Annotated in this window: 19 protein-coding genes; 10 read left to right on the forward strand and 9 right to left on the reverse strand. The window is 70.4% G+C overall.

Annotated elements, in window-relative coordinates:
* The first annotated feature begins 190 nt into the window (after positions 1-190).
* The 4 genes from HS104_13045 to HS104_13060 all read left to right on the forward strand — a co-directional run bounded on the left by HS104_13045 (position 191) and on the right by HS104_13060 (position 3,743).
* A complete protein-coding gene (locus HS104_13045; GenBank protein ID MBE7480893.1) occupies positions 191-511 on the forward strand; it encodes a peptidyl-prolyl cis-trans isomerase in 321 nt (106 codons plus the stop codon).
* The gene (gene lnt / locus HS104_13050) at positions 508-2,178 is read left to right on the forward strand and encodes an apolipoprotein N-acyltransferase (protein MBE7480894.1); all 1,671 of its coding nucleotides are present in this window, start codon (positions 508-510) and stop codon (positions 2,176-2,178) included. Before HS104_13045 ends, lnt begins: the two co-directional genes overlap by 4 nt.
* Before the next feature lie 205 nt (positions 2,179-2,383).
* Positions 2,384-2,971 carry a hypothetical protein gene (locus HS104_13055; GenBank protein ID MBE7480895.1) on the forward strand — a complete coding sequence of 196 codons (588 nt, stop codon included), beginning with the start codon at positions 2,384-2,386 and terminating at the stop codon, positions 2,969-2,971.
* 121 nt (positions 2,972-3,092) lie between these two features.
* Positions 3,093-3,743, forward strand: coding sequence for a DUF72 domain-containing protein (locus HS104_13060; GenBank protein ID MBE7480896.1), 651 nt, complete (start codon positions 3,093-3,095; stop codon positions 3,741-3,743).
* A gap of 291 nt (positions 3,744-4,034) precedes the next feature.
* Here HS104_13060 and HS104_13065 read toward each other — a convergent pair whose 3' ends face one another.
* The 3 genes from HS104_13065 to HS104_13075 all read right to left on the reverse strand — a co-directional run bounded on the left by HS104_13065 (position 4,035) and on the right by HS104_13075 (position 8,550).
* Complete coding sequence (locus tag HS104_13065; GenBank protein MBE7480897.1) at positions 4,035-4,445, reverse strand: hypothetical protein; 411 nt, start codon at positions 4,443-4,445, stop codon at positions 4,035-4,037.
* A gap of 192 nt (positions 4,446-4,637) precedes the next feature.
* A complete protein-coding gene (locus tag HS104_13070; GenBank protein MBE7480898.1) occupies positions 4,638-7,274 on the reverse strand; it encodes a leucine--tRNA ligase in 2,637 nt (878 codons plus the stop codon).
* Positions 7,275-7,308: 34 nt separating this feature from the next.
* Entirely contained in the window at positions 7,309-8,550 is a 1,242-nt protein-coding gene (locus HS104_13075) for a ribonuclease H-like domain-containing protein (GenBank protein MBE7480899.1), read from the reverse strand.
* 66 nt (positions 8,551-8,616) lie between these two features.
* Between HS104_13075 and HS104_13080 the strand changes: the two genes are divergently transcribed.
* The 3 genes from HS104_13080 (at position 8,617) to HS104_13090 (ending at position 9,952) form a co-directional block, all read left to right on the forward strand.
* Positions 8,617-9,252 carry a dephospho-CoA kinase gene (locus HS104_13080; protein ID MBE7480900.1) on the forward strand — a complete coding sequence of 212 codons (636 nt, stop codon included), beginning with the start codon at positions 8,617-8,619 and terminating at the stop codon, positions 9,250-9,252.
* A gap of 89 nt (positions 9,253-9,341) precedes the next feature.
* Positions 9,342-9,599 (forward strand): hypothetical protein, encoded by a 258-nt coding sequence (locus HS104_13085; GenBank protein MBE7480901.1) that lies wholly within the window; start codon positions 9,342-9,344, stop codon positions 9,597-9,599.
* Positions 9,599-9,952 carry a type II toxin-antitoxin system PemK/MazF family toxin gene (locus HS104_13090; GenBank protein ID MBE7480902.1) on the forward strand — a complete coding sequence of 118 codons (354 nt, stop codon included), beginning with the start codon at positions 9,599-9,601 and terminating at the stop codon, positions 9,950-9,952. Before HS104_13085 ends, HS104_13090 begins: the two co-directional genes overlap by 1 nt.
* Positions 9,953-9,960: 8 nt before the next feature.
* Here HS104_13090 and folD read toward each other — a convergent pair whose 3' ends face one another.
* Genes folD through lspA form a run of 4 tightly spaced genes read right to left on the reverse strand, consistent with a single transcriptional unit; the run spans position 9,961 to position 13,526 of the window.
* Positions 9,961-10,809, reverse strand: coding sequence for a bifunctional methylenetetrahydrofolate dehydrogenase/methenyltetrahydrofolate cyclohydrolase FolD (gene folD, locus HS104_13095; GenBank protein ID MBE7480903.1), 849 nt, complete (start codon positions 10,807-10,809; stop codon positions 9,961-9,963).
* Positions 10,810-10,840: 31 nt separating this feature from the next.
* A complete protein-coding gene (locus tag HS104_13100; protein ID MBE7480904.1) occupies positions 10,841-11,644 on the reverse strand; it encodes a hypothetical protein in 804 nt (267 codons plus the stop codon).
* 46 nt (positions 11,645-11,690) lie between these two features.
* Complete coding sequence (locus HS104_13105) at positions 11,691-12,611, reverse strand: prolipoprotein diacylglyceryl transferase (GenBank protein ID MBE7480905.1); 921 nt, start codon at positions 12,609-12,611, stop codon at positions 11,691-11,693.
* 18 nt (positions 12,612-12,629) lie between these two features.
* Positions 12,630-13,526, reverse strand: coding sequence for a signal peptidase II (gene lspA, locus HS104_13110; GenBank protein ID MBE7480906.1), 897 nt, complete (start codon positions 13,524-13,526; stop codon positions 12,630-12,632).
* An 89-nt stretch (positions 13,527-13,615) separates the two neighbouring features.
* Here lspA and HS104_13115 point away from each other — a divergent pair, with 89 nt between their 5' ends.
* The 3 genes from HS104_13115 (at position 13,616) to HS104_13125 (ending at position 20,240) form a co-directional block, all read left to right on the forward strand.
* The gene (locus HS104_13115; GenBank protein ID MBE7480907.1) at positions 13,616-16,063 is read left to right on the forward strand and encodes a DEAD/DEAH box helicase; all 2,448 of its coding nucleotides are present in this window, start codon (positions 13,616-13,618) and stop codon (positions 16,061-16,063) included.
* A gap of 3 nt (positions 16,064-16,066) precedes the next feature.
* Positions 16,067-18,172 (forward strand): IPT/TIG domain-containing protein, encoded by a 2,106-nt coding sequence (locus tag HS104_13120; GenBank protein ID MBE7480908.1) that lies wholly within the window; start codon positions 16,067-16,069, stop codon positions 18,170-18,172.
* Between the two features lie 94 nt (positions 18,173-18,266).
* The gene (locus tag HS104_13125) at positions 18,267-20,240 is read left to right on the forward strand and encodes an IgGFc-binding protein (protein ID MBE7480909.1); all 1,974 of its coding nucleotides are present in this window, start codon (positions 18,267-18,269) and stop codon (positions 20,238-20,240) included.
* 1 nt (position 20,241) lies between these two features.
* Here the strand turns inward: HS104_13125 and HS104_13130 are convergent, their stop codons facing one another.
* Together HS104_13130 and HS104_13135 are read right to left on the reverse strand one after the other, a co-directional pair.
* Positions 20,242-22,062 (reverse strand): hypothetical protein, encoded by a 1,821-nt coding sequence (locus HS104_13130; GenBank protein ID MBE7480910.1) that lies wholly within the window; start codon positions 22,060-22,062, stop codon positions 20,242-20,244.
* The gene (locus tag HS104_13135; GenBank protein ID MBE7480911.1) at positions 22,059-23,267 is read right to left on the reverse strand and encodes a hypothetical protein; all 1,209 of its coding nucleotides are present in this window, start codon (positions 23,265-23,267) and stop codon (positions 22,059-22,061) included. Before HS104_13135 ends, HS104_13130 begins: the two co-directional genes overlap by 4 nt.
* Positions 23,268-23,280: the final 13 nt, after the last annotated feature.

Genomic DNA, 23,280 nt, shown 5'->3' on the forward strand with positions numbered 1-23,280 from the left:
TAGCAACGGGCCGATGACTCGCCTCTCCCTCGCCTTTGGGTTGTTCCTGCTCCCGGGCTGCGCCGATCTGACCGCGCCTTCTTCGTCGTCCGGCGCCGCCCGGACGGACACCGCGGCGGCGGCCGCTCCCGCTCCTGCTCCCGCGCCGGCGCCGGCCCCGGGCGAGCGCCCCGCCGAGAACAAGGACGCGCTGGTCAAGGTGCGCGCCTCGCACGTGCTGGTCGCCTACGACGGCGCGCGGCGCTCGAGCGCGAAGCGCACCAAAGACGAAGCCAAGAAGCTCGCCGATCAACTGCACATCCGATTGCGCGGCGGAACGAAGTTCGAGGACGTCGCCACCGAGCACTCCGACGATCCCAGCGCGAAGACCCGCGGCGGTGACCTCGGCGCCTTCGATCGCTTCACCATGACCAAGGCCTTCGCAGACGCCGCGTTCGCGTTGAACGTCGGCCAGATCTCCGAAGTGGTCGAGACCGAGTTCGGGTTCCACATCATCAAGCGCACCGAATGACCGACGAGGCAGCTCCGAACGACGAGGGCGGCGACGACGCGCCGGACGGCGACGCCGAGCGCCAGGCTCCGCCGAGCGCCGCCGAAGACCCGCCGAAAACCGCCATCTTCCCGCTGAAGAAGCGCGTCGCGCACGGCCTCGCCCTGCTCTCGGGCTTGCTCTATTTCCTGGCCTTCCCCGGCATCGACCTGTGGCCGCTCGGATTCGTCGCGCTGGTGCCGCTGATCGTCGCGCTGCGTGGCCAGAGCGCGCGCACCGGCGCGGCCCTCGGCTGGACCGCGGGCTTCACCATGACGATGTGCGGCTTCTACTGGCTGCTCGAGATGTTGAAGACCTTCAGCGGCTTTCCCATCGCGTTGTGCCTGGTGTTCATGTCGATCCTGTGCGCGTACCAGGCGGGACGCATCGCGATGTGCGGGTGGCTCGCCGCGCGCGCGAGCGAGCGGAACTGGCCCGCCAGCGTCGCCTTCGCCGGCGCCTTCGTCGCCAGCGAGCTCTTGTTCCCGCTGCTCTTCCCGTGGGCGTACGCCGCCACGGTCCACCAGGTGCCCGCGCTCTTGCAGCTCGCCGAGCTGGGCGGGCCCATCGCCGTCGGCTTGGTGCTGGTGGCCGCGAACCTCGCGTTCGCCGAGCTCGCGATCGCGCGGCTCACGGCCCGCACGCCGCGCTGGCGCGTCGTGGGCGCACTTGCCGCCATGCCGGCCCTCGCCGCGATTTACGGCCTGATTCGCATCCCGATGGTGGACGCGACGACCGCCGCCGCGCCCAAGGCCCGGGTCGGCATCGTGCAAGCCAACATGAGCTTGATGGGCAAGCGCCGCGACCGGAACGAGGGCCTGCGCCGCCACCTGGAGCTCACCCGCGAGCTGCAGGCGAACGGTCCTCTCGATCTTGTGGTCTGGAGCGAGACCAGCGTGATGGCACCGCAGGACGAGGAGATCGCGCCGTCGCTCTACCGCAACCAGTTCACCGCCTCGCTGGGCGCGCCGGCCATCTTCGGTGCGGTGCTGGTGCGTCGAGTCGAGGACGCGCGCGGCTACGTGCTCTTCAACTCTGCGCTGCTCAGCGACGGCCAGGGCCAGGTCACGGGGCGCTACGACAAGCAGTTCCTGCTGGCCTTCGGCGAGTACCTGCCGTTCGGCGAGCAGTTCCCGAAGCTCTACGAAATCTCCCGCAACTCCGGGCGATTCACGCCGGGCAAGACGCTGGCGCCGCTGAACCTGGGAGAGCGGGGCATCGCCACGTTCATCTGTTACGAGGACATCAGCGCACCGTTCGTGCGCTCCATCGTCAGGACCGGCCCGACCGACCTGTTGGTGAACATCACCAACGACGCCTGGTTCGGCGACACCACCGAGCCGTGGATTCACCTCGCCTTGGCCAAGCTCCGCGCCATCGAGCACCGGCGCTTCCTGGTGCGCTCCACCAACAGCGGCGTCAGCGCGTTCGTGGACCCCGTGGGGCGCGTGGTCCGCAACACCGGCACCTTCCGCAAGGAGGCCATCGCCGCCGAGGTCGCTTGGCTCCGCCCGACCACCCTCTACGGCACCCTGGGGGACGCGTTGTGGTGGCTGGTCAGCGCGGCAGCCGTCGGCATGGCGTTCGTGCGCAGGCGAATATCCCCGCGCTCCGCTCCGTCGAACCGGCGTGCCCCCCCTGGCATGTAGGGCACGGTGAGAGCTGGTAAGGCCAGGGAATTTTGCGGATTTGCTTGCGTATGCTGAGGTTGCTGGAAAGGCACGGCGTTTGGCGGCTGCCAGATGACGGCCCTTGGTGGACTGTGCGAAGCTCGGGCTTGCCCTTCCGGCACCCGCGCTGAAAACTAGCTCGAGCGGCTTGGTAGTACTGGGGCAAAAAGGGAGATTTTCGATGATGAAGAATGCTTGGCGTACTCTGGCGGCGGTCGGATTGGTGATGTCGTGCGGCATGGCGGGCTGTGTGATCGGCTCGGGCGACGACGAAAACACGGGCGGCACGTCGGGCTCCGGCGGCAGCGGGGCGACCGGCGGCACCGGCGCGACGGGCGGCACCGGCGCGACCGGCGGCACCGGTGCGACCGGCGGCACGGGCGCGACCGGCGGCACCGGCGGCACCAGCACCTGGGAGTGCGAGCCGTCCGACGGCGGACCGGCCGGAACCCCCGGCAGCTGCACGGCGACCTCCACCGACAAGTGCGAGGTCTGCATCGAGGCCAAGTGCTGCACGGAATACGCAGCCTGCGCCGCGACCAACCCGGGCAACCCCTGCATGTGGGGCAGCCCGACGGACGGCGATGGCGAGATCTTCTGCTTCCAGGCCTGCTACACGGCGGAGCTCAAGAAGGGCACCGATCCGTCTGACGCCAAGGCCGCGTGCGCCGGCCAGTGCACGACCCCGGCTTGCGGCACGGTCTCGGGCGCGACCAGCGACCTGATCGCCTGCCTCGACACGAACTGCCTGACGGACTGCTTCCAGGAGTAGTCTTCCAGCCAGACCTCGCGCTGGCGCCCGGGGCGGATCCACCGCCTCGGGCGCTCGCATTTTTGTCTTTCGCGAGGGCGAGCGTAGACGGGCCTAGCGCTTGTGATACCGTTCGGCGCCCATGCTAACGGTCGGCTGCGCGGGATTCGCGGTTCCGGCGACCCGGTACTTCAAGGAGTACCTGTTCGTGGAAGTGCAGGAGACGCACCTGGCCGTCCCCGGCCCGGGTACCCTGCGCCGCTGGCGTCGCGAAGCGCCCGAGGGCTTCGAGTTCGCCCTGCTCGGCCCGCGTCAGGTGGGCCAGGAAGGCTTTCGGGAGGGCAAGGTCATCGAGACCGCCCTCAAGCAGCTGAGCGAGGTGGCGGCCGAGCTGGACGCCTCCACGGCGGTCTTCGTGGCGCCCGCCGACTTCACCGCCTCGCGCAGCAATCGCTCCGCGCTGAAGGACTTCCTGCTCTCGGTCCGCGAGCAGTTCGCCCGCATCGTGTTCGAAGCCGGGCCCGCCTGGAACCCCGACGACGCCGACTCGCTGGCCGAAGAGACCCGCACCCTCGCGGCCCGCGATCCCCTGAGCCAGGGCCTATCCAAGCGTTCAGTGGCATACTATCGGTTGCCCGGTCCGGCGGGCCACAAGTCCCGCTACGAGGATCCCGCCATCGAGAAGCTCGCCGAGATCGCCGGCGCGGATCCGGACCAGGAAGCCACCTACGTGTTCACCAACGTGGACATGTTCGCCGACGCAAAGCGCTTCAAGAAGGCCATGCGCCCCTGACCGTACAGGTTTCAGGGTTCAGAGCCAGGGGCACAGGCGGCGAGGAGCTCAGGCCTCAGGCGATCAGGCCCAAGGCGCCAGGCCCAGCATGCCTCCTGAGCCCTCCCCGGCCAGCTTCAGGCCAGGTTTCAGGTTTCAGAGCCAGGGGCACAGGCGGCGAGGAGCTCAGGCCTCGGGCGGTCAGGCCCAAGGCTCCAGGCCCAGCACGCCTCCTGAGCCCTCCTGCCTGCTGCCTGAAGCCTCACGGCCTGTGCCCCTGTGCTCCTGGCTCTGAGTCCTGAATCCTCGTGCCTACTCCCGGGCGGTGGGGATGCCGAGCACGTGCCTCGCGACTGCTCGTCCAGCGGCCTCCCCCGCCCTCCTGGCGGCGTCCCGGCGCAGCGCGGCCGCCGAGATGGCCCCGTCCCCCTCCGGACTGGTCAACGCGCGCCGCACGTCCCCGGTGACGCGGGACGGCGGCGCCCCGGCCGCATCCTCCACCCAGCCTCGGGCGACGACGGAGACCTTCGCTCCGCGCCCGATGGGCCTGCCGTCCAGCTCGGCGATCCCCACGGCCTCGGCGTCCACCCGCACCAGCTCCACGACCAGTCGCGGGTAGCCCGTCGGCGATCCGAGCACGCCTTCGCGGCCCAGCTCCGAACGCGCCCCGGCTAGGGCCGCCTGCTGTGCCTCGGCGTCGGGGACCAGCGCTGGCGCCGCCACCACAGAGAGGCGGTCCGCCGGGGCTTGGCCCCCGTGTACGGGCTGATACCCACAAGCTCCGGCGGTGCCTAGCGTCAGAGCAAGGCCGAGCAAAGTCGCGGAGCTAGCCGCCGCACGTTTCACGGGAAACATCAAGTTTTCAACACAACTCCTTGTGTTCAGATGAGAATACGCACGTTCAGCGGCACCCGTTCAGCTCACGATGAGGTTCAGCACCCTCCCCGGCACGTACACCACCTTGCGGATCTGCTTGCCCTCCACATGGCGCCGCACGTTCTCGTCTTCGAGGGCCGCGGCGCGCGCCACGTCCTCCGCTGCGTCCTTCGCCAAGAGCGCGCGACCCCTGACTTTTCCGTTCACCTGCACGGCGAGCTCGAGCTGCTCGTCCACGCACAGCTCCGGGTCGAAGCTCGGCCACGGCGCATCCAGGATCGGCGGCGCATGGCCCAGCATCTCCCACAGCTCCTCCGCCAGGTGGGGCGCGAACGGCGACAGGCACAGACTCAATTTTTCCAAAGCTTCTCGAGGGGTTTTCTGTAGCCCATTGAGGTGATTGGCGAGGATCATCATCGCGCTGATGGCGGTGTTGAAGCGCAGCGCCTCGATGTCCTCCCCGACCTTCTTCACCGTCCGGTGCACCAGCTTGGCGGTCTCGAGCTCCATCGGCTCGGCGGACAGCTCCCGGGTCGCGAGCGTGTGCACCCGGTCCAGGAAACGCCGCACGCCTTGGATGCCGGCGGTCTGCCAGGGCTTCACCTGCTCGAGGGGGCCCATGAACATCTCGTACACCCGCAGGCTGTCGGCGCCCGCCTCTCTCACGACGTCGTCGGGGTTCACGACGTTGCCCCGACTCTTGCTCATCTTGAAGGCGATGGACTGCACCTTCACCGCCGGCTCGGCCTTGAGCACGAACTGACCCGCGCGCTTCTCGACCGCGCTCTCGTCCAGCTTGGCAACCTCGAGCGGGGCGCCCGTCTCGCGGTGCACGACCTGGTCGTCGTTCAGGCTCTTGGCCAGCTCCGCCGAGACGAAGGCGCCGCTCGCGTCGCGATAGGCCGTCATCTGCGGCTCGCCCAGGATCATCCCTTGGTGGACCAACTTACTGAAGGGCTCGGGGTGCTTCACCACGCCGATGTCGAACAGCACTTTGTGCCAGAAGCGCGCGTAGAGCAGGTGCAGCACGGCGTGCTCGCTGCCGCCCATGTACAGGTCCACCGGCATCCAGTCGTCGTAGGCCTTCTGGCTGAAGATTTCGCGGTCGTTCTGCGGATCCAGGAAGCGCAGGTAGTACCAGCACGAGCCGGCCCACTGCGGCATGGTGTTGGTCTCGCGGGCGTACCACTGGCCGTCTTTCTGGAAGAAGCGCCAGTCCAGCGCCTTCGCCAGCGGGCCCGCAGGGTCGCCCGGCTTGTAGTCGTCGAGCTCGGGCAGGAGCAGCGGGAGCTCGGCTTCGCTCACGGCTCTGGGCTGGCCGTAGTCGATCTCGTAGGCGTCGCCCCGGCGCGGATCGCCCTGGGTCTTCACTGGGAAGTAGATGGGGATGGGCTCGCCCCAGTAGCGCTGCCGCGAGAAAACCCAGTCGCGCAGCTTGTAGTTCACCTTCCTGCGGCCGATGCCCTCGGCCTGCAAGAACTCGGTGATCTTCGCCTTCATCTCGGGCGTGCGCAGACCGTCGAACTGCCCGGAGCGCACGGCCACGCCGTCTTCGGTCCAGGCGGCGTCGAGCTTCTCGTGCAGCGCGCCGTCGGGGCTCACCACCTCGACCACGGGCAGGGAGAACCTCTGCGCGAACTCGAAGTCGCGCTCGTCGTGTCCGGGCACCGCCATGATGGCGCCCGTGCCGTAGGCCCCCAGCACGTAATCCGCGGTGAAAATGGGGATTTCTTTGCCGTTCAGCGGGTTCACCGCGAAGGCGCCGGTGGCGACTCCGGTCTTGTCCTTGTTGAGCGCCGTGCGCTCCATGTCGCTCTTGCGCGCCGCCGCCGCCACGTAGACCTCGACCTCGGCGCGGTGCTCTGGCGTCGTGATCGCGAGGGTCAGCGGGTGGTCCGGCGCGATCACCATGTACGTCGCACCGAACAGCGTGTCGGGCCGCGTGGTGTACACGGTCAGCTTGTCCGCCTGCCCGACCAGCGGGAAATCCACCTCGGCGCCTTCGCTCTTGCCGATCCACTCCCGCTGCTTCTGCTTGGTCTCGGGCCAGTCCAGCGGCTCGAGCTCCTCGGCGAGCCGGTCGGCGTAGGCGGTGATGCGCAGCTGCCACTGCCGGAGCGGCTCGCGCACGACCGGGAAACCTCCGCGCTCGCTCTTACCGTCGATGACCTCTTCGTTGGCCAGCACGGTGCCCAGCGCGGGGCACCAGTTGACCGGGATTTCGGCCTGAAAAGCCAGGCCCCGCTCGAAGAGCTTGAGGAAGATCCACTGCGTCCACTTGAAGTAGCCGGGATCGGTGGTGTTCACCTCTCGCGACCAATCGTAGAAAAAACCCAGGGATTTGAGCTGGCGCCGGAAGATCTCGATGTTGTCTCGGGTGGTCGCCGCGGGGTGGGTGCCGGTGTTGATCGCGTGCTGCTCCGCCGGCAGCCCGAAGGCGTCCCAGCCCATCGGGTGCAGCACGTCGAAGCCGTTCATGCGCTTGAAGCGCGCGACGATGTCCGTGGCGGTGTAGCCCTCCGGGTGGCCCACGTGGAGGCCAGCGCCGGATGGATACGGGAACATGTCGAGCACGTAGATCTTCGGCCGCCCGGGGCGGCGGCTGACCCGGAAGGTGTCGTGCTCTTCCCAGTACTTCTGCCAGCGCGATTCGACGGCGCCGTGGTCGTAAGCCATGGCGCAGGGATATAGCAGGTTTGGATTTGGCTGTTCAGCCGCCCGCTTTGGCCTGTTTCCGGGCTTTCCGCTCGAGCCGAACGCGGCGTCGCTCGGCGTCCTCGGCGCGCTCGCCGGTCCCGCGTTCGAGGAGCTCGAGGGCCTTGTCGGGCGCCTTCACGTGGTGCTCGTAGAGCTTCGCCAGCTCGAGCCGCACCGCCGGATCGTCCACGTCCCGAGCCAACGCCTCGAAGTCGAGGAGCGCCGCCGCGCGATCGCCCCGCGCCTTGGCGATCTGGGCGCGGACGCGCAGCGCCTCGGGATCCAGCGCGCGAGCCACGGCGGCTTCGGCGGCGCGCTGGGCCCGCTCCAGATCCTTCGCGCGGTGCAGCACCTCTGCCAGGCCGATCAAGTCCTCGTCGTGCAGCGCCTCGAACGGCTCGCCGTAGAGGCCGACCAGCGCCGCCATGCTGACGACGTCCAGGGCGTTGTGATCGACGACCGCCGAGAGCGCGCCCTCGTCGCCGCTCCGGAGGTAGTGCGCGTAACGGGCCGCCACCTCGCCGCCCTCGATGTCCCCCACGCGCACGTAGCCCAGGACGTCCGCCTCCAGGGCGATCAGGCGGCAAGCGCCGAGGCGTCTCTTGTGCAGCCTACGCGCCACGTGCAGCAGGTCGAGGTGCGGGCGCTCCGGCAGCGGCGGGCGCCGGTTCATCACGTAGCGCCCGCGCAACAGCGGCAGATCGAAGGCTTTGCCGTTGTAGCTGACGAGCACGCTCGCCGCCTCGACGCGCTCGCGCAAGACCTCGAGCAAGGCGTCCTCTTCACCGGGGCGTTGCAGCAAGAGCTGCTCCATCACCAGCACGCCGTCGGCGTCGAACCAGGCGAGGCCCACCAGGAACGCGAGCACGCCGGCGCCTCCCCCCAGCCCGGTGGTCTCGGTGTCCACGTAGAGCGCGCGGCGGAGGTCGACCTCGGCCAGGCGCGGATCGAGCGCCAACAAGGCGAGGATGCGCGGGTCGGCACGAGCCGCTTCGTCCACGCACATGCGACCGACGCGGTGCGAGCGCCCGAGCCGCTCCTGGCGCGCGCAGAGCGGGCCGTGCTCAGTCTCGCGGCGCACGAACGGCAACAGCGTGGCCTCGGGATCGGGCAACACCGGCTCGGGCGGCGGGCGCCCGAGGATGTCGGCCATGCGCGCGCGCAGCTCGTCGAGGGTCGCCTGCTTCTCCGCCGGCACGGCGGCCGCGGCGGGCCGGCCGGGGCCGAGCAGCGAGAGGCGGCGCAACAGATCCACGGAACGGTTGTACAGGGTGCGCCGGGCCCGAGCAAATCCCGGCGAAAAACGGCATGCTCAGCCGCCATGGGCATCGTCGTGTTCGGCCTCACCGGCGGCATCGGCTCCGGCAAGAGCACCGTCGCCGCGCGCTTCCGCGCCCGCGGCCTGCCGGTGATCGACGCGGACGCGCTGGCCCGCGAGGTGGTCGCTCGGGGCACGCCGGGCCTCGCGGAGATCCGCGCGCGCTTCGGCGACGCGGTGCTCGACGCGCACGGCGAGCTCGACCGCAAGCGCCTCGCCGAGGTGGTGTTCCACGACCCGGACGCGCGCCGCGACCTGAACGCCATCACGCATCCGCGCGTGCGCGACTTGGCGATGGAGCGCGTGCAGGAGCTCGACGCCCGGGGCGAGCCTCTCGCCTGCTACGAGGTCCCGCTGCTCGTCGAGACCGGCCTGGCCGAGGTGCTGCGCCCGCTGGTGGTGGTGGTGGTGGACGTGGCGACGCAGATCGAGCGCAGCATGCGCCGCGACGGCAGCACGCGGGAGCACACCGAGGCGCGCATCGCGGCGCAGCTGCCCCTCGCCGACAAGGCGAAGCTCGCCGACCACGTGATCGACAACTCGGGCTCGGAGGCGGAGACGCTCACGCAGGCGGACCAGGTTCTCGACGAAATTTGCCGGAAAAATGGCGTCGATCCGGCGAGGTATCCGCGGCCGTAGCAGGCACTTCCGCCACGACGCGGCGACGACGAACGTCCCGAAGCGCCCTTGCCCTGGTATTTCGAGAATGGAATACTTTGGCGAATACCATGGCCCTGGTCAAGACGGCGATCACCGTGCCGCAGGAAGTGCTCGATCAGCTCGACCGTGCAGCGCGAGCCAGCGGCGAGTCCCGGAGCAGGTACATCACTCGCATATTGAAGGCTGCCGCGCGTGCGCGTCGCGACGCCGAGATCACCCGGCGCTTGAACGCGCTCTTCGCCAGCGACGAAGTGCTTCGCGCCCAGCGCGAGGAAACGGAGCTCCTCGACGAGGTGGCCACGAGCTTCGCCGAGGAGCGCTGGTGATGCGACAGGGGGAGGTCGTCTGGTTTCGCTTCGCGGGTGAAGGTTCCGAGCCGGCGGGGCGACGACCTGCCGTCGTCATCCAGGACGACCGCTTCAACGCGAGCGCGATCAACACCTCCGTCGTTGCTGCGATCACCTCGAACCTTCGTTTGGGAGAGATGCCGGGGAACGTCAGGCTACGCAAGGGGGAGGCCGGTCTGCCACGCGCGAGCGTCGTGAACGTCACCCAGCTTCGAACCGTGGACCGCGCGCGGATCGGCAAGCCTCTGGGCAAACTGAGCGCCGCGCGCGTTCGCGAGATCCAGCTCGGGCTCGCGCTGGTGCTCGGAATCGACCGACTGAACGAGCCTTGAGCTCCCGCTCAGAGCCGCGCGCGGGCGGCCCTGAGCGTGTTGTCCAGGAGCATCGCGATGGTCATCGGCCCGACCCCGCCGGGCACCGGCGTGATCGCACCCGCGACCGGCTCGACGCCGGCGAAGTCCACGTCGCCGCACAGCTTGCCGTGCTCGTCGCGGTTCATGCCCACGTCGATCACGATGGCACCCGGCTTCACCCACTCGCTCTTCACCATCTTGGCGCGGCCCACCGCGGCCACGATCACGTCCGCCTGCAGGCACACGCCGGGCAGGTCCCGGGTCCGCGAGTGGGCGAGCGTCACCGTGGCGTGCTCGGCGAGGAGCAACGCCGCCATGGGCTTGCCCACGATGTTGCTGCGGCCGATCACCACCGCGCGAGCCCCCACGAGCGCGGCGCCGGCTTCGTGGAGCAGGCGCATGCAGCCCCGTGGCGTGCAGGGCACGAGCCCGGGTTTGCCGGTCCAGAGCGCGCCGACGTTGACGGGGTGAAACCCGTCCACGTCCTTGGCCGGATCGACGGCGTCGAGCACCGGCTCGGAGGACACGCCCTTGGGCAAGGGCAGCTGCACCAGGATGCCGTCCACCGTCGGGTCGGCGTTCAGGCGCTGGACCAGCTCGAGGAGCTCCGCCTGGCTGACGCTCGCCGGCAGCCGGTGCACGGCCCCGGCCATGCCGACCTCCTCCGCGGCCTTCTCCTTGTTCCGCACGTAGACGGCGCTGGCGGCGTCGTCACCTGCGAGCACCACGTGCAGCCCGGGCCGCCGGCCGTGCCGCGCCACGAAGTCCTTCACGCCCGACGCGACTTCGTCCCGAACCGCCTTGGCAATCAGCTTGCCGTCGATGAGCTTGGCCACGCGCCGCGCTTAGCAGAGCGCGCCGGGGCCTTCAATCCACGAGCACGTCGGCGAGCGTGACGCTGTCGGGCTGAACCAGGAGGTAGACTCCGGCGGACGCGCTCGGCGCGTTGAACTGGAAGCTCTGCTTGTTGGGCGCCTTGGCGCTGGTCACGTTGACGACCACCGCGTAGCCGCCGACGCCGGTGCCGGGTGCCGTGTCGCTCCAGGAGCCCCCGGTGTCGTAGGCCACGGCCTCGCCCTTGTGCGAGACCGTGACGCCCGTCACCGGGACGCCGGTCTTGGCGTTCAGGAAGCGCAAGACGACGTGGGCCGCGCCGGCTTCGCGCTGCACCGGCACCGACAGGAACGAGTAGATGGTGTCGATGGTGGAGGCGGGGACGAGGGCGAGCTCGAGGGGCGACGCCGTCGTGTCGGCGGGCTGCAAGGTCGGCAGCACTGCGGCGGCCTTGGGCGTGACCGTGGCCCAGATCCCCTGGCCTTCGGCGACGCCGTCGAGGGAGAAGGTCGCGCCGTTGTAGGCACCCTCGACGGGCAAGCCAGCGGCGCCTTCCATCCGCACCGACGCTTGCTCGGCGTAGGGCACGGCGGTCAGGAAGTCGTCGCCGGTCAGGAGCACCACGGAGCCGCTGACCGAAACCCCCGTCGGGGCGTCCCCGCTGGCTTCGGCGCCGGCCTCCACGCCGCCTTCGGCGCCGCCGCCTCCCCCGGGCCCGGGGTCGATGCACTTGCCGGAGTCGCAGGTGATGTGGGCATTCGCCGGCCGATCGTCCTTCGGCGAGCAGGCCGAGCTGCCGAGGCAGAGCAGCGCCGCGAGGGCGACGAATCGGGTCATGCCCCAGATGGTACGGCGCCCCGGCCCGCCGGGCCAACCCCGCGGGTCAGGCGAGCTTTCGCCGCAGCAGCGCGCGGTGGCCCGCCAGCGCCGCCGCGACCAGACCGAGGCCGATGAGCTGCGAGGTGCTCAGGCCGAAGAGCCCGCCGCGGTCGTCGCTGCGGAAGAACTCGATCACGAAGCGGGCGAGGGCGTACAGGGCCACGAACGCCAGGAACACCTGACCGTCGTAGCGCTTGCGGCCGTGCAGTCCCAGGATCAGCGCGCCCGCGATGGCGAACGAGGCGGCGGACTCGTACATCTGCGTGGGGTGAACCGGGAGCGACGGCTCGAAAGGCGAGCTCAGCAGGCCCGCCTTGAACTGCGATTCGCTGGCCGGGCTGTGTGACGGGAACACCATCGCCCACTTGCTCTTCAGCGGCGAGCCGAAGCAACAGCCCGCGAGCAAGCAGCCCATGCGTCCGAAGCCCAGGCCGATGGGGATCACCATCCCCGCCATGTCCGCGGCCTTCCAGAACGGAAATCGATCGCGCTTCAGCAGGTACCAGCCGGCGACGGACGCGCCGATGAACCCGCCGTAGTAGGTCAAGCCGCCGGCCCAGAATTTCGCCCAGGCGAAGCAGTCCACCTCGGTGGGGTGGCAGACCTGCTTGGCCGCGTCCCAGACGCCGCCGTAGCGCGGGCTCAGGCACTCGTCGCGGGTGATGCGCCAGTCCACCTTCGAGGGATCCGTGCACAGGTGCACGTAGTCCATGAAGTAGCCGTCGGCGAGCACGTGCAGGAGGCGCGCGCCGACCACGCCCGCGAGCAGCATCGCCAGGCCCAGGTCCACGACCACGTCCGGGTCCTGCCCCACCCGCTTCGCCCACAGCGCGCCGGCGATGGTCGCGAACAGGAACCCGGTCAGGAGCAGGACGAAGTAGCTCGGGAACGGGATCTCGAAGAGCGTGAAGAGGCGGCCTTGCATTGCCGGGCTCGCGCGTCTTCAGCTGCCCGGCGGCGCGGCGGCCGGGGCCTCCGGGGCCGGCGGCGCGGCGACCTTGGGCTCTTCGGGCGGGGCCGGCGGCGGTGCGCCAGGCGGCGCGTTCGACGACGCCGCTGGCTTGCGCCGCGAGGTCACCATGTCCACGGCCATCAGCCCGACGCCGACGCAGATGAAGATGTCGGCGACGTTGAAGGTCGGCCAGTGATCGGTGACCGTCCAGCCCTTCGCGTATTTGGCGATGAAGGCGTTCATCTTCTCGATCCACAGCGCGTGGTAGTCGATGAAGTCGACGACGCTCGAGCGCGTGATGCGATCGGAGAGGTTACCGAGCGCGCCGCCGAGCACGAGCGGCAAGCCCCACTTCAGCGCGCGCTGGGTCGGCGCCAGGCGACTGTAGAGCGAGACGATGAAGGCGATGGCGAGCACGCTCACCAAGAGGAAGAACGGCCGCCGGATGCTCTCGTTGGCGTCGTGCAGGAGCCCCCAAGCCCCGCCGCGGTTGTAGGCCAGGGTGAAGGCCAGGTGATCCTTGATCAGCGTGATGCTCGGCTCGAACGCGGTGCGCTTGCTGAGCGCGACCTCGGCCCATGCCTTCGATCCGATGTCGGAGACCAGCGCGACGGCGGCGAGCACGCCGAAGAACACGAACGAAGGCCGGCGCTGGAGCGCTTCGAGCTCCTCCTGGGTCGGCGCCTTCGGGGCGGGCGCCAGGGCGCTCGGCGCGGCAGCGCTCGGCTCGGCGGACTCGGCGGCCGGCTCGGCGGGGCCCTGCGCGGCGGCGCTCGGCTCCGCGTCAGAGCTTGGAGTCGCCGGGGGCTCTGGCTCCGCTTCAGCGCTCGGAGTCGCCGTGGGCTCGGCGCTGTCCTCGGCGCGGGGCGGGTCCGTCACGTCACTCATTTCCGGCGCTTAGTTACGACAGCTCGGCGGCCAGGGCCAGTTGTCCCGAGGGCCTTGTCGCACTACCGCACATCTGTTTAGTTATCCGCATGCCCCAAGCACCCTGGTCCGAAGCCCGCGGCGTCGATGCAGTCGTCGCCGGCTGGCTGGCCTCCGGCACCGTGCGTCGCTGTCTCGCTGCCGAGCGGCTCATCGGCGAGAGCAGCGGGACCGGCGCGCCCATTCCCGCCGATCTGCCGCCGGGGCTCCGGCACGCGCTCGGCGCCCGCGGCGTCTCCGAGCTCTACTCGCACCAGGCCGAGGCCATCGCGGCGGCCCGCGCCGGCCGTCACGTCGTCGTCGCCACACCGACCGCGAGCGGCAAGAGCCTGTGCTTCCACCTGCCGGTGATCGAGGCGCTGGCCCAGGACCCGACCGCCAGCGCGTTGTTCGTCTACCCCACCAAGGCGCTGTCGCGCGATCAGGAGCACAACCTGCGCGAGCTGATCGGCGAGGCCGGCCTCAGCATGCCCGCCACCGTGTACGACGGTGACACGCCCGGCGACGCGCGCCGGGTCGCCCGCGAGCGCTGCCGCGTGCTCTTGACCAACCCGGACATGCTGCACGCCGGCATCCTGCCGAACCACGCGCGCTGGGCCGGCTTCCTCCAGGGGCTCCGCTACGTGGTGCTGGACGAGCTCCACACCTACCGCGGCGTGTTCGGCTCGCACATGGCCCACGTGATCGCGCGCCTCCGGCGCGTCGCGCGCTTCCACGGCTCCGAGCCCACCTTCGTGATGGCGACGGCGACCATCGGCAACCCGGCCGAGCACGCCGCGCGCCTGATCGGCGTGAGCCCGGACGACGTGGTGATGGTCGATCGCTCCGGGGCGCCGCGCGCAAGCCGGCATTTCTTCATGTACAACCCGCCCATCGTCAACGAGGAGCTGGGGATCCGGGCGAGCTCCCTCAAGCGGGCGGTGAGCCTGACGGCGGACCTGGTGCGGGCGCGCGTCCCCAGCATCGTGTTCGGGCCGTCGCGCAACAGCGTCGAGGTGATGCTGAAGTACCTGCGCGCAGAGGTCGGCGACGTCGCGGGACCCAACGCCATCATGGCCTATCGCGGCGGCTACCTGCCGGAGACGCGCCGCGCCGTCGAGGCGGGGCTGCGCAACGGGGAGATCCTGTGCGTGGTCGCCACCAACGCGCTCGAGCTCGGCATCGACATCGGCGATCTCGACGCGGTGGTGTGCGTCGGCTACCCGGGCTCCGTCGCCGCCACCTGGCAGCGCTTCGGCCGCGCGGGGCGCCGCGGCACCACCAGCATCGCGCTCCTGGTCTGCTCGAGCGACGCGCTCGACCAGTACCTGGCCCGAGATCCGGACTACCTCCTGGGCTCCGGCGCCGAAGAAGCGCGCATCGACCCGGGCAACACCGAGGTGCTGATCCAGCACCTGAAGTGCGCGACGTTCGAGGCGCCGTTCCGCATCAGCTCCGCCGGAGCGCGCCCCGCGAAGCCCGAGCCCGCCACGGGCGAGCGCTACCTGACCCTCGACAGCGAGGACACTCGCTCGGCGCTCGAGTACCTGCAGAGCCACGGCCTGGTGCACGAGTCCGCGGGGGCGTTCCACTGGTCCGGCGAGGCCTTCCCGGCCAACAACGTCTCCTTGCGCAACATCGGCTGGGACAACTTCGTGATCATCGACGTGGCCACGGACAAGAGCATCGCCGAGCTCGACTGGCGGGCCGCGCACACCATGCTGCACGAGCAGGCCATCTACCAGCACGACGCCGAGCAGTTTCAGGTCGAGCGCCTCGACTACGACAACCACAAGGCCTTCGTGCGCAAGGTCGCGCCCGACTATTTCACGACCGCCCTCACCTACCGCACCGTGGTCGTGATCGAAGAGAGCACGTCCAGACCCTTCGGCGCCGCGCGCATCGGCCTCGGCGACGTGAAGGTCGAGGAGAAGGTCACCGGCTACAAGAAGATCAAGTTCTTCACCCACGAGAACGCCGGCTACGGCGACGTCTTCTTGCCGGAGATGCAGCTGCACACCACGAGCTTCTGGCTCACCCTGCCGGAGGCGCTGGTCGTGCGGCTCGGGGCACCGCGCGCCGCCATCGTGGACGGCCTGCGCGGCGTGGGGCGCGCGCTCGAGCTGGTGAGCACGCTGGCCTTGATGTGCGATCCCCGCGACATCGGCCAGACGCTGGGCGACGGCGGCTCGCCGGAAGAGGACCGCGCGCCTGGGCGCGATCCGTTCTCCGGTCGAACCGGCGGCTTCGATCCCACGGTGTTCCTGTTCGACGCGCTGCCGGGCGGCGTCGGCCTGGCCCCGCGCATCTACGAGCGCGCCGACGAGCTGCTCGAGCGCGCGCGCGACTTGATCGACTCCTGCGACTGCGACGCCGGCTGTCCGGCCTGCGTGGGCCCGACGGAGGAGCACGGCTCGCGCAAGGAGATGAGCTCGAAGATCCTGGCGGGATTGCGCGGCGACGCGGCCGCTGCGAAGCCGGTCCTTGCGGAGGTCAGGGGCCTACCCTACTTTTCGTGAATCGTGGGAGCGCCGACCTTTCGTCGTCTCGGGCTCTGGCTCGCCGTCTCCGGGCTGGCCTTCGGCCTCGCCGGCAGCTGCGTGGCGCGACCGGAGGGCACCTTCCAGAAGCCGACGGACGACGACGGAGGTCCGCCCGGCCCCATCCTGTTCGACGGCAGCTCCGACGTGAAGAGCGAGCTGCCCCCGGCTGACCCGCACGCCGTGCTCGGCGTCGATCCGCCGCACGGGCCCTGGAACGGCGGGCAGACCGTGATGGTGCGCGGCAACGGCTTCGACAGCAAGGCCCGGGTCTGGTTCGGCACGGTGGAGATCCCGAGCTCGGATCTGGTCCCCGTGGACGCGGAGCGCATCCAGGTCGCGGTGCCCCCCGGCAGCGCCGGCCCCGTGGACGTCACGGCGCAGAACGGCGACGACACCTCGACGCGCCGCACGCTCCTGGGCGGTTACGAATACGACTCGTTCTACGCCGACCCGAAGAGCGGCCCCACCTCCGGCGGAACGCTGGTGAAGCTCTACGGGCAAGGCACCAAGTGGAGCGACAAGGTCGAGGTGCTGGTGGACTTCTTGCCGTGCACGGACGTCGTGGTCACGAGCGGCACGGAGCTCCAGTGCAAGACGCCGCAGAGCACGCCGGGCACGAAGCCGATCCGGGTCACCACCGAAGACGGCGTGAGCGTGGACGTGCTGGATGCCTTCACCTACGGCGACAGCGACAACGGCTACAAGGGTGGCCTGAGCGGCGGCCCGCTGAAAGGCCAGCTCAAGGTGCTGGCCCTCGACGGCTGGACGGGCACGGTGCTGCCCGGCGCGACCGCCATCGCGGGCGACGACCTCGACAAGGCGCTGGTGCAGAAGACCGACGGGGCCGGCGTCACCGTGTTCCAAGACGCTGCGCTCGGGCCCAAACGGACGGTCACGGTGGCCAAGAAGTGCTACCAGCCCATCACCTTCGTGGACGTCCCGGTCGACACGGTGACCGTCTACCTCGACCCGGTGCTGTCACCCAGCTGCGCGGAGGAAGGTGACCCGCCGCCGGTGGGCGGCACTCCGGCGCTCGGCGCCGCGATCACCGGGCAGCTGGTCTGGAAGAGCTCGAAGGAGTTCGAGACGCGCGCCGCCTGGACCAACATCCCGGAGCCCAAGGGCCCCGACGAGAAGGCCGTCGCCTACGTGTTCCAGCTCCAGAGCGATCCGAGCTACGGCTTCAGCCTGCCGAACGCCTCCGACGCGGTGACGCCGAGTGCGGGCGGAACCATCGGCTACGAGTACGTGATCAGCGCCCAGACCGGCAACCTCGGCATCTACGCCCTGGCGGGCATCGAGAACCGCGCGGCGTCGCCGCCTTACTTCAAGGCCTACGCCATGGGCCTGGCGAAAGGCATCTCGACCGCGCCGGGCAAGGTGACGAGCAACGTGTTCATCAACATGGACATCCCGCTCGATCACGCCTTCAAGATCAGCATGACCGGCCCCAAGCCCACGCTGAAGGGTCCGGACCGAGCGAAGGTCAGCGTCTCCATCCGGGTGAACGAGCTCGGCTACGCGCTCTTGCCGGTGGGCGTGCAGGAGAAGCTCTTGCCGATCACGGGCCCCTTGTCCTTCGTGGGCGTGCCGCCGCTGATCAAGGGCCTCGCCAGCAGCCAATACGTCTACACCGGTCGAGCGGTGACCGGCGTCGGCGGCACCTCGCCGCGCTCGGTGGTGGGGCTCTCCGCCACCACCAGCACCGCAGAGGTGGTGAGCCTCGATCCTTTCGTGGAGATCCCCGCGCTCACCACCCCGGGCCAGAACGGCAGCTGGACCGGGACCGATCTCGGCTGGAGCGCGAGCCCAGGCGGCGCGAGCGTGGAGCTGACCGTGGTCTACGCCCAGAGCGGCGGCGGCCTCGTGACCTGGGTCATCGCGGCGCCGGCGGGGGTGAGCTCGACCAAGTTGCCGAACCTGGCCGCGCTGGGCAGCGAGCTCGCGCTCTTGCCGGGTCCGATCACCTTCAGCGTGAACCGCGCGCACATCACGCCCTTCGACTACGGCAGCCTGCGCTACCGCCAGCTCGACACGCGCGGCTGGAACGCCTACGCCTCGGACATCTTCCATGCGCACCTGTGACTCGGCGTCCGCCGACTCCGCTCGAGCAGCTCACGATCCGCCGCTGAGACCAGGACCCACGGAGAGACCGGCGCGGCCGCGCCTGCTGTCGAGCTTGCGTCACCTGTCTGGGCTGGCCTTCGGCTCGTTCGTGATCGCGAGCTGCGGCTTCGACCGCGCCGACCGCTGGCTGATCTCGGACGAGAGCCCCCCGCCGCCGCTGTGCAACCTGGGCGCGATGCGCTGCACCGACGCCGTCGAGCGCTGCGAGAAGAGCTCTTCCGGCTTGGTCTGGGCGAAGCTCGAGGACTGCGCCGGCCAGGGCCTGGTCTGCGTCCCGGACGCCTGGGTCTGCAAGACCTGCGTGCCGAGCTCGCGGCGCTGCGACGGCCAGACGACCAAGCTCTGCGACGCGAGCGGTGACCACGAGACCGAAGGCGACACCTGCGACACGACCCAGGGCATCGCCTGCCGCGCCGGCCAGTGCACTCAGCTCTGCTCCAAGGCCAAGCAGCAGCGCAGCAACGTCGGCTGCGAGTACTGGGCCGTGGATCTCGACAACGCCAACGTCGGGGCGGGGCTGAACGCCGCCGCGCAGCAGTACTCCGTGGTCGTCAGCAACCCGCAGCCGGACGTCTACGCGGAGGTGGTCATCGAGCGCGACGACAGCGCGCCGGGACAGCCGAATTCTCCGCTCGGCGTCGCCAAGGCGACCATCCCGCCGCTCAGCCTGCGGGTCTTCCAGCTCGGCCCGCGCGAGGTGGACGGCTCGCCTCCCGGCGAGTTCGACACCGGGACGCACACGGCCCTCACGCGTCACGCCTATCGGGTCAGCTCGAATTTCCCGGTCGTCGCCTATCAGTTCAACCCGCTCTACAACGCCGCCGTGTTCTCCAACGACGCCTCGCTCCTGAAGCCGGTGGAGGCCCTGGTGGTGGCCCCGGGACAGCTGGCACGCTCGTACGTGGTCCTGGGCTGGCCGCAGACCATCGCCAGCACGGACGATCCGAACACCAACTTCAACCCGGCGAACCCGGTCGATCTCCGCGCGTTCTTGACCATCGTGGGCACCCGGCCGAACACCGTGGTCAAGGTCGAGACCCGCGCCGGCATCATCGGCGGCGGACCGGTGAAGACCACGCCCAAGGGCGGCGTGGTGGAGCTGTCTCTTGGCCCGTTCGACGTCTTGAACCTGGAGACCGACGACTTCAACGCGGACTTCACCGGTTCGGTGGTGTGGGCCAACCAACCGGTGGTCGTGTTCAGCGGCAGCGAGGCCAGCGACGCGCCGTTCTTCTCGAAGCTGTCGGAGCGACGCTGCTGCGCCGATCACCTGGAGGAGCAGCTCGATCCGATCCGCACCGCCGGCACGCGCTTCGTCGCCACCATCTCGGCCAACCGCTCCGAGATGGTGGCCGCGGCCGGCGCGAGCATCGGCGTCGTGTCCCAGCCGGAGTACTTCCGGGTCATCGCCGTCACCGAGAGCGGTGCGAAGATCACGACCACGCTGGGCGGGGAAGCGGCGAGCTTGTCCCTCGCCGGCCGCGGCTCCTACGCCGACATCGCGTCGACCCGAGAGTTCTTGCTGGAGAGCGACGCCCCGGTGATGCTCCAGAGCGTCTCGGCGAGCCAGGACGACGGTGGCGTTCCGCGAGGCCTGCCCGGCGGCGACCCCAGCAGCATCATCATCCCGCCGGTGCAGCAGTTCCGCACCTCGTACGTATTCTTGACGCCGGACAAGTACAACTTCGACTTCATCCGCATCATCGCGCCGCCCAGCGCCGCGATCGTGCTCGACGGCACGCCGGTGCAAGACATCGCCGCCTGCGTGCCGGTGCCGGGGGACGGCCTCACGGCGGCCGAGCGTGGCAGCCCCACTCCGCCCTTCGTAGTCTACCGCTGCCAGCTCAGCTTCCCGGTCATCGACCCGGAGAAGCAGACCGACAACGTCAGCCCCGGCGTGCAGGACGACGGCGTCCACCGAGTCGACGCCGACGAGCCGGTCGGCGTGCTCGTGGACGGCTTCGACGCCTACGTCTCCTACGCCTACGCCGCCGGCACGGAGCTGAACCAGATCGTCCCGCAGTGAATCAGCGCGGCGTCTTTGGCGGCGTGCGCCGCGACCCGCTGAGCGGCCAGGCGGAGAGCAGCGGCATCGGGGCCTTGGGGCCGCTCTGACGGATCGCGCGCTCGCAGTCCGAGAGCGTCAGCCGGCGCGGGCCGAACACGGACGGATCGGTGGCGTCCGCGTCCATGAGCAAGGATGGCCTATCGACGCCGTAGTCGTCGGGATGTCCGGGCAGGTCGAGCAAGATGTGGCCGAGCTCGTGGGCAAGCGCGAACGAGCGCGCCCCGGCGCGGATGCCGGCGCGGTCCACGATCACCGCGTTGCGCAGGCTCGCGCCCTCGCTGAAGATGAAGGACTCCCCGATGCGCCCCGCGCGGCCGAACGCCGGCACGATCAGCACCTCGATCGTGGACGGATCGGCGTCGTCGAACGCCTTGAGCAGCGTGCGCTCTTCCAGCGTCCCCGCGGCCGCGTCGAAATCGCTGAAGTGGCTCAGGCCGTCGGCGAGCTCGACGCTGCCCACGCAGACCCCGAGCGTGGGGTCGCTCGAGGCCAGGGCGCCCAGCGGGGCCACGCGGGCGGGCTGACCGTTCGCTCGCCGCACCAGCACGTCCACGCTGCGCAGAGCGCCCGGAGAAATCAGCGCGTTGGGGCTGACCACGGCGCGGAAGCCGGCGCGACGGAGCGCGACGGCCAAGAGGCTCGCGACCTGAGTCGGAGACTGCCCCGGCCTCGTCGCGACCCGCACCTCGCGGTCGTCGACGCCGAGCGCGATCTCGCCGCCGCTGGCCGGTGTGCCCAGATCGCAGCCAATCGCCAACAGGTGCGGCCCCGGCGGATCGACCAGCGCCACGTCGAGCTCGCTGTCCGGACCGAACACGATGCCGCACTGACCCCAGAGCGCGTTCGCGGTGTCGAGCTCGCGCTTGGCCACGGCGATGGCGCCGGCGTCGTCGCCTCCGATGGGCGGCGCGCCGCCGGGGCTCGCGCGCACCAGCCTGACCCGGAGCTTGCCCCGGAAGCGCGGCAGCGCGCCGAGCGCGGAGGCGCGCGGGCCACCCACCTTGAGCGCCGCCATGGCCTGCTCGACGCCGATCACCAGCCGGCCGCCCACCTCGGCGAGGAGCGAGTGCAAGACGGCCTCGGGGTGGCTGCGATCGACGATGTCTCCGGCGCTCTTGATCGGGGGCGTGCCGCGGCAGACCAGGCCCGCGGCGAGCCCGGGCGGACACGGTCGCGGGTCGAGGGCCAGCTCGCCCAGCGTGTCGAGCGGCGACAGATCGGGGCGGAAGCTCGCCACGCTGAGCCAGCGCGGCAGCGCCGCCGGCGGACCGGCGACCACGAACGAGAGCGCCTCGAGATCGGTCTGATCCACCGGAAGCGAGCGGCTGAGCGAGGCGTGGGAGCGGGCGAAGTCCACGGAGTTGCCCGTGCCGTCGAGCGCCAGCAGATCGAGCACGTTCGCGTCGATGTCGAGCCCGGTCAGGCCGAGGCGCGTCGCGCCAGCCCGGACGCCCTGCAGCCCGAAGCGGCTCAGACGCAAACCCAGCGCCGCCGACGGCGCGATGGGCTTGCCGTTCACGATCAAGCGCAGGCTGTCGCCCTCCGCGGCCTCGAGCTTGCGCGGCTTGGTCACCACCCAGACCACGTCGCCGAGCGCCGCCGAGCGCGGCGTCGCGGCCTCGAAATCCGGCACTCCGTCGTCGTCGTCATCGTCGCGATCGACGAGCAGGTTGACGCTGGCGCTCCCGTCCCCGAGCGCGATGCTGCGGGCCTCGGGGGCAGCGGCCAGCGCGCGGGCGGCCAGCAGAGCAGTCGAAAACGCGGCGAGCGCGGTCCTCAATCCAGCCATCCGAGCTGCACGCGACGAAACGCCGACTCCGTCAACACGGACTCGACTTTGCCGGCCTCGGCGACCGAGAGCAAGGCGTTCCAGGCGAGCGTCGGCAGCTGCCGACTGCCGGCGAGCGTCGGGGCGAGCTCGCGCGCCCGCTCGCGTTCGCCCAGATCCCAGAGCGCCGCGGCAGCCAGGCCGCGCAGCGCGTCGCGACGCGGGTTCGCGGCAACGTTGCCCAGCGCCTCGCGCAAGTCTTCGCGCGAGTGGTCGCGCGCCAGATAGAGCGCGGCGCGCACCGCGCACTCGTTCGAGAGCGAGCTGCTCTTGGCCACGCTCTCCAGCATGCCTCGCGCCGCCGGCGCTCGCGCTTCGGCCAGCCGATACAGAAAGGTGGTGTCGCGATCGGAGCTCGGCCGGTCCGAGAGGCGCGCCACGAGCTCCACCGTCGGACGCACGTCGGGCGGCGCGCTCCTTCCCTCGGACAGGGCCCAAGCCACCATCGCCCAGGCCGCGCGCGCGCTCTCTGGGCCGGTCGTCGCCCGCTGGCTCGCCTCCCGAGCCGGCTCGGGGTCCCCCGCCCGGGTGGCGATCTGTCCCAAAACCAACCAGCGCCCCAGGTGGCGCTCCGCGTCACGCAGCACCGCCAACGCGGGGGCCACGCCGATGGGCAGTGAGGGATGGCGCAAGAGCGGGACGAACAGATCAGAGCACAGCTCGATGCGGTGGCTCTCCTTGATCTTCGGCGCCAGCGACGCCACGTGCGCGCCATCCGACTCGCGCCGCGCCAGCCGCGCGACCTCGGCGGCCAGGGCCAGGTGCGGATGCCGGCTGGTCGCGATCCGGGCCAAGGGCTCGCTCAAGCTGGGATCATCGCAGAAGCACGCTGCCGACAGCGTCGCGAGCCCACCCGCGTCGTCGGCGGCGAGGGCCCGCTTGATCGGCGCGCACGCCCGGCGCTCCCCGGCCTCGGTCAACGAACGCGCCGCCGCCGCGTACAGGGGCCGGCCATGGGATCCGCGCTGGGCCAGAGTCTCCAGCGCGTCCGACAGCGCCGACCTCAGCGCGGCCGAGTACGGGCAGAGCGCGCGGATGACACCCGCCAGCCGCGCTTCTTGCGCGGGTTTCCGCTTCAGCGCCGAGCGCAGCTCGGCAGCCAGACGCTGCTCGACGGCCTCCCCCACCGGCTCCCCCTGGCCCGCCCTGTTCCCCATCCGCTCGACGGAG

It is taken from the genome of Polyangiaceae bacterium (assembly GCA_015075635.1).
Lineage (GTDB): Bacteria > Myxococcota_A > Polyangia > Polyangiales > Polyangiaceae > JADJKB01.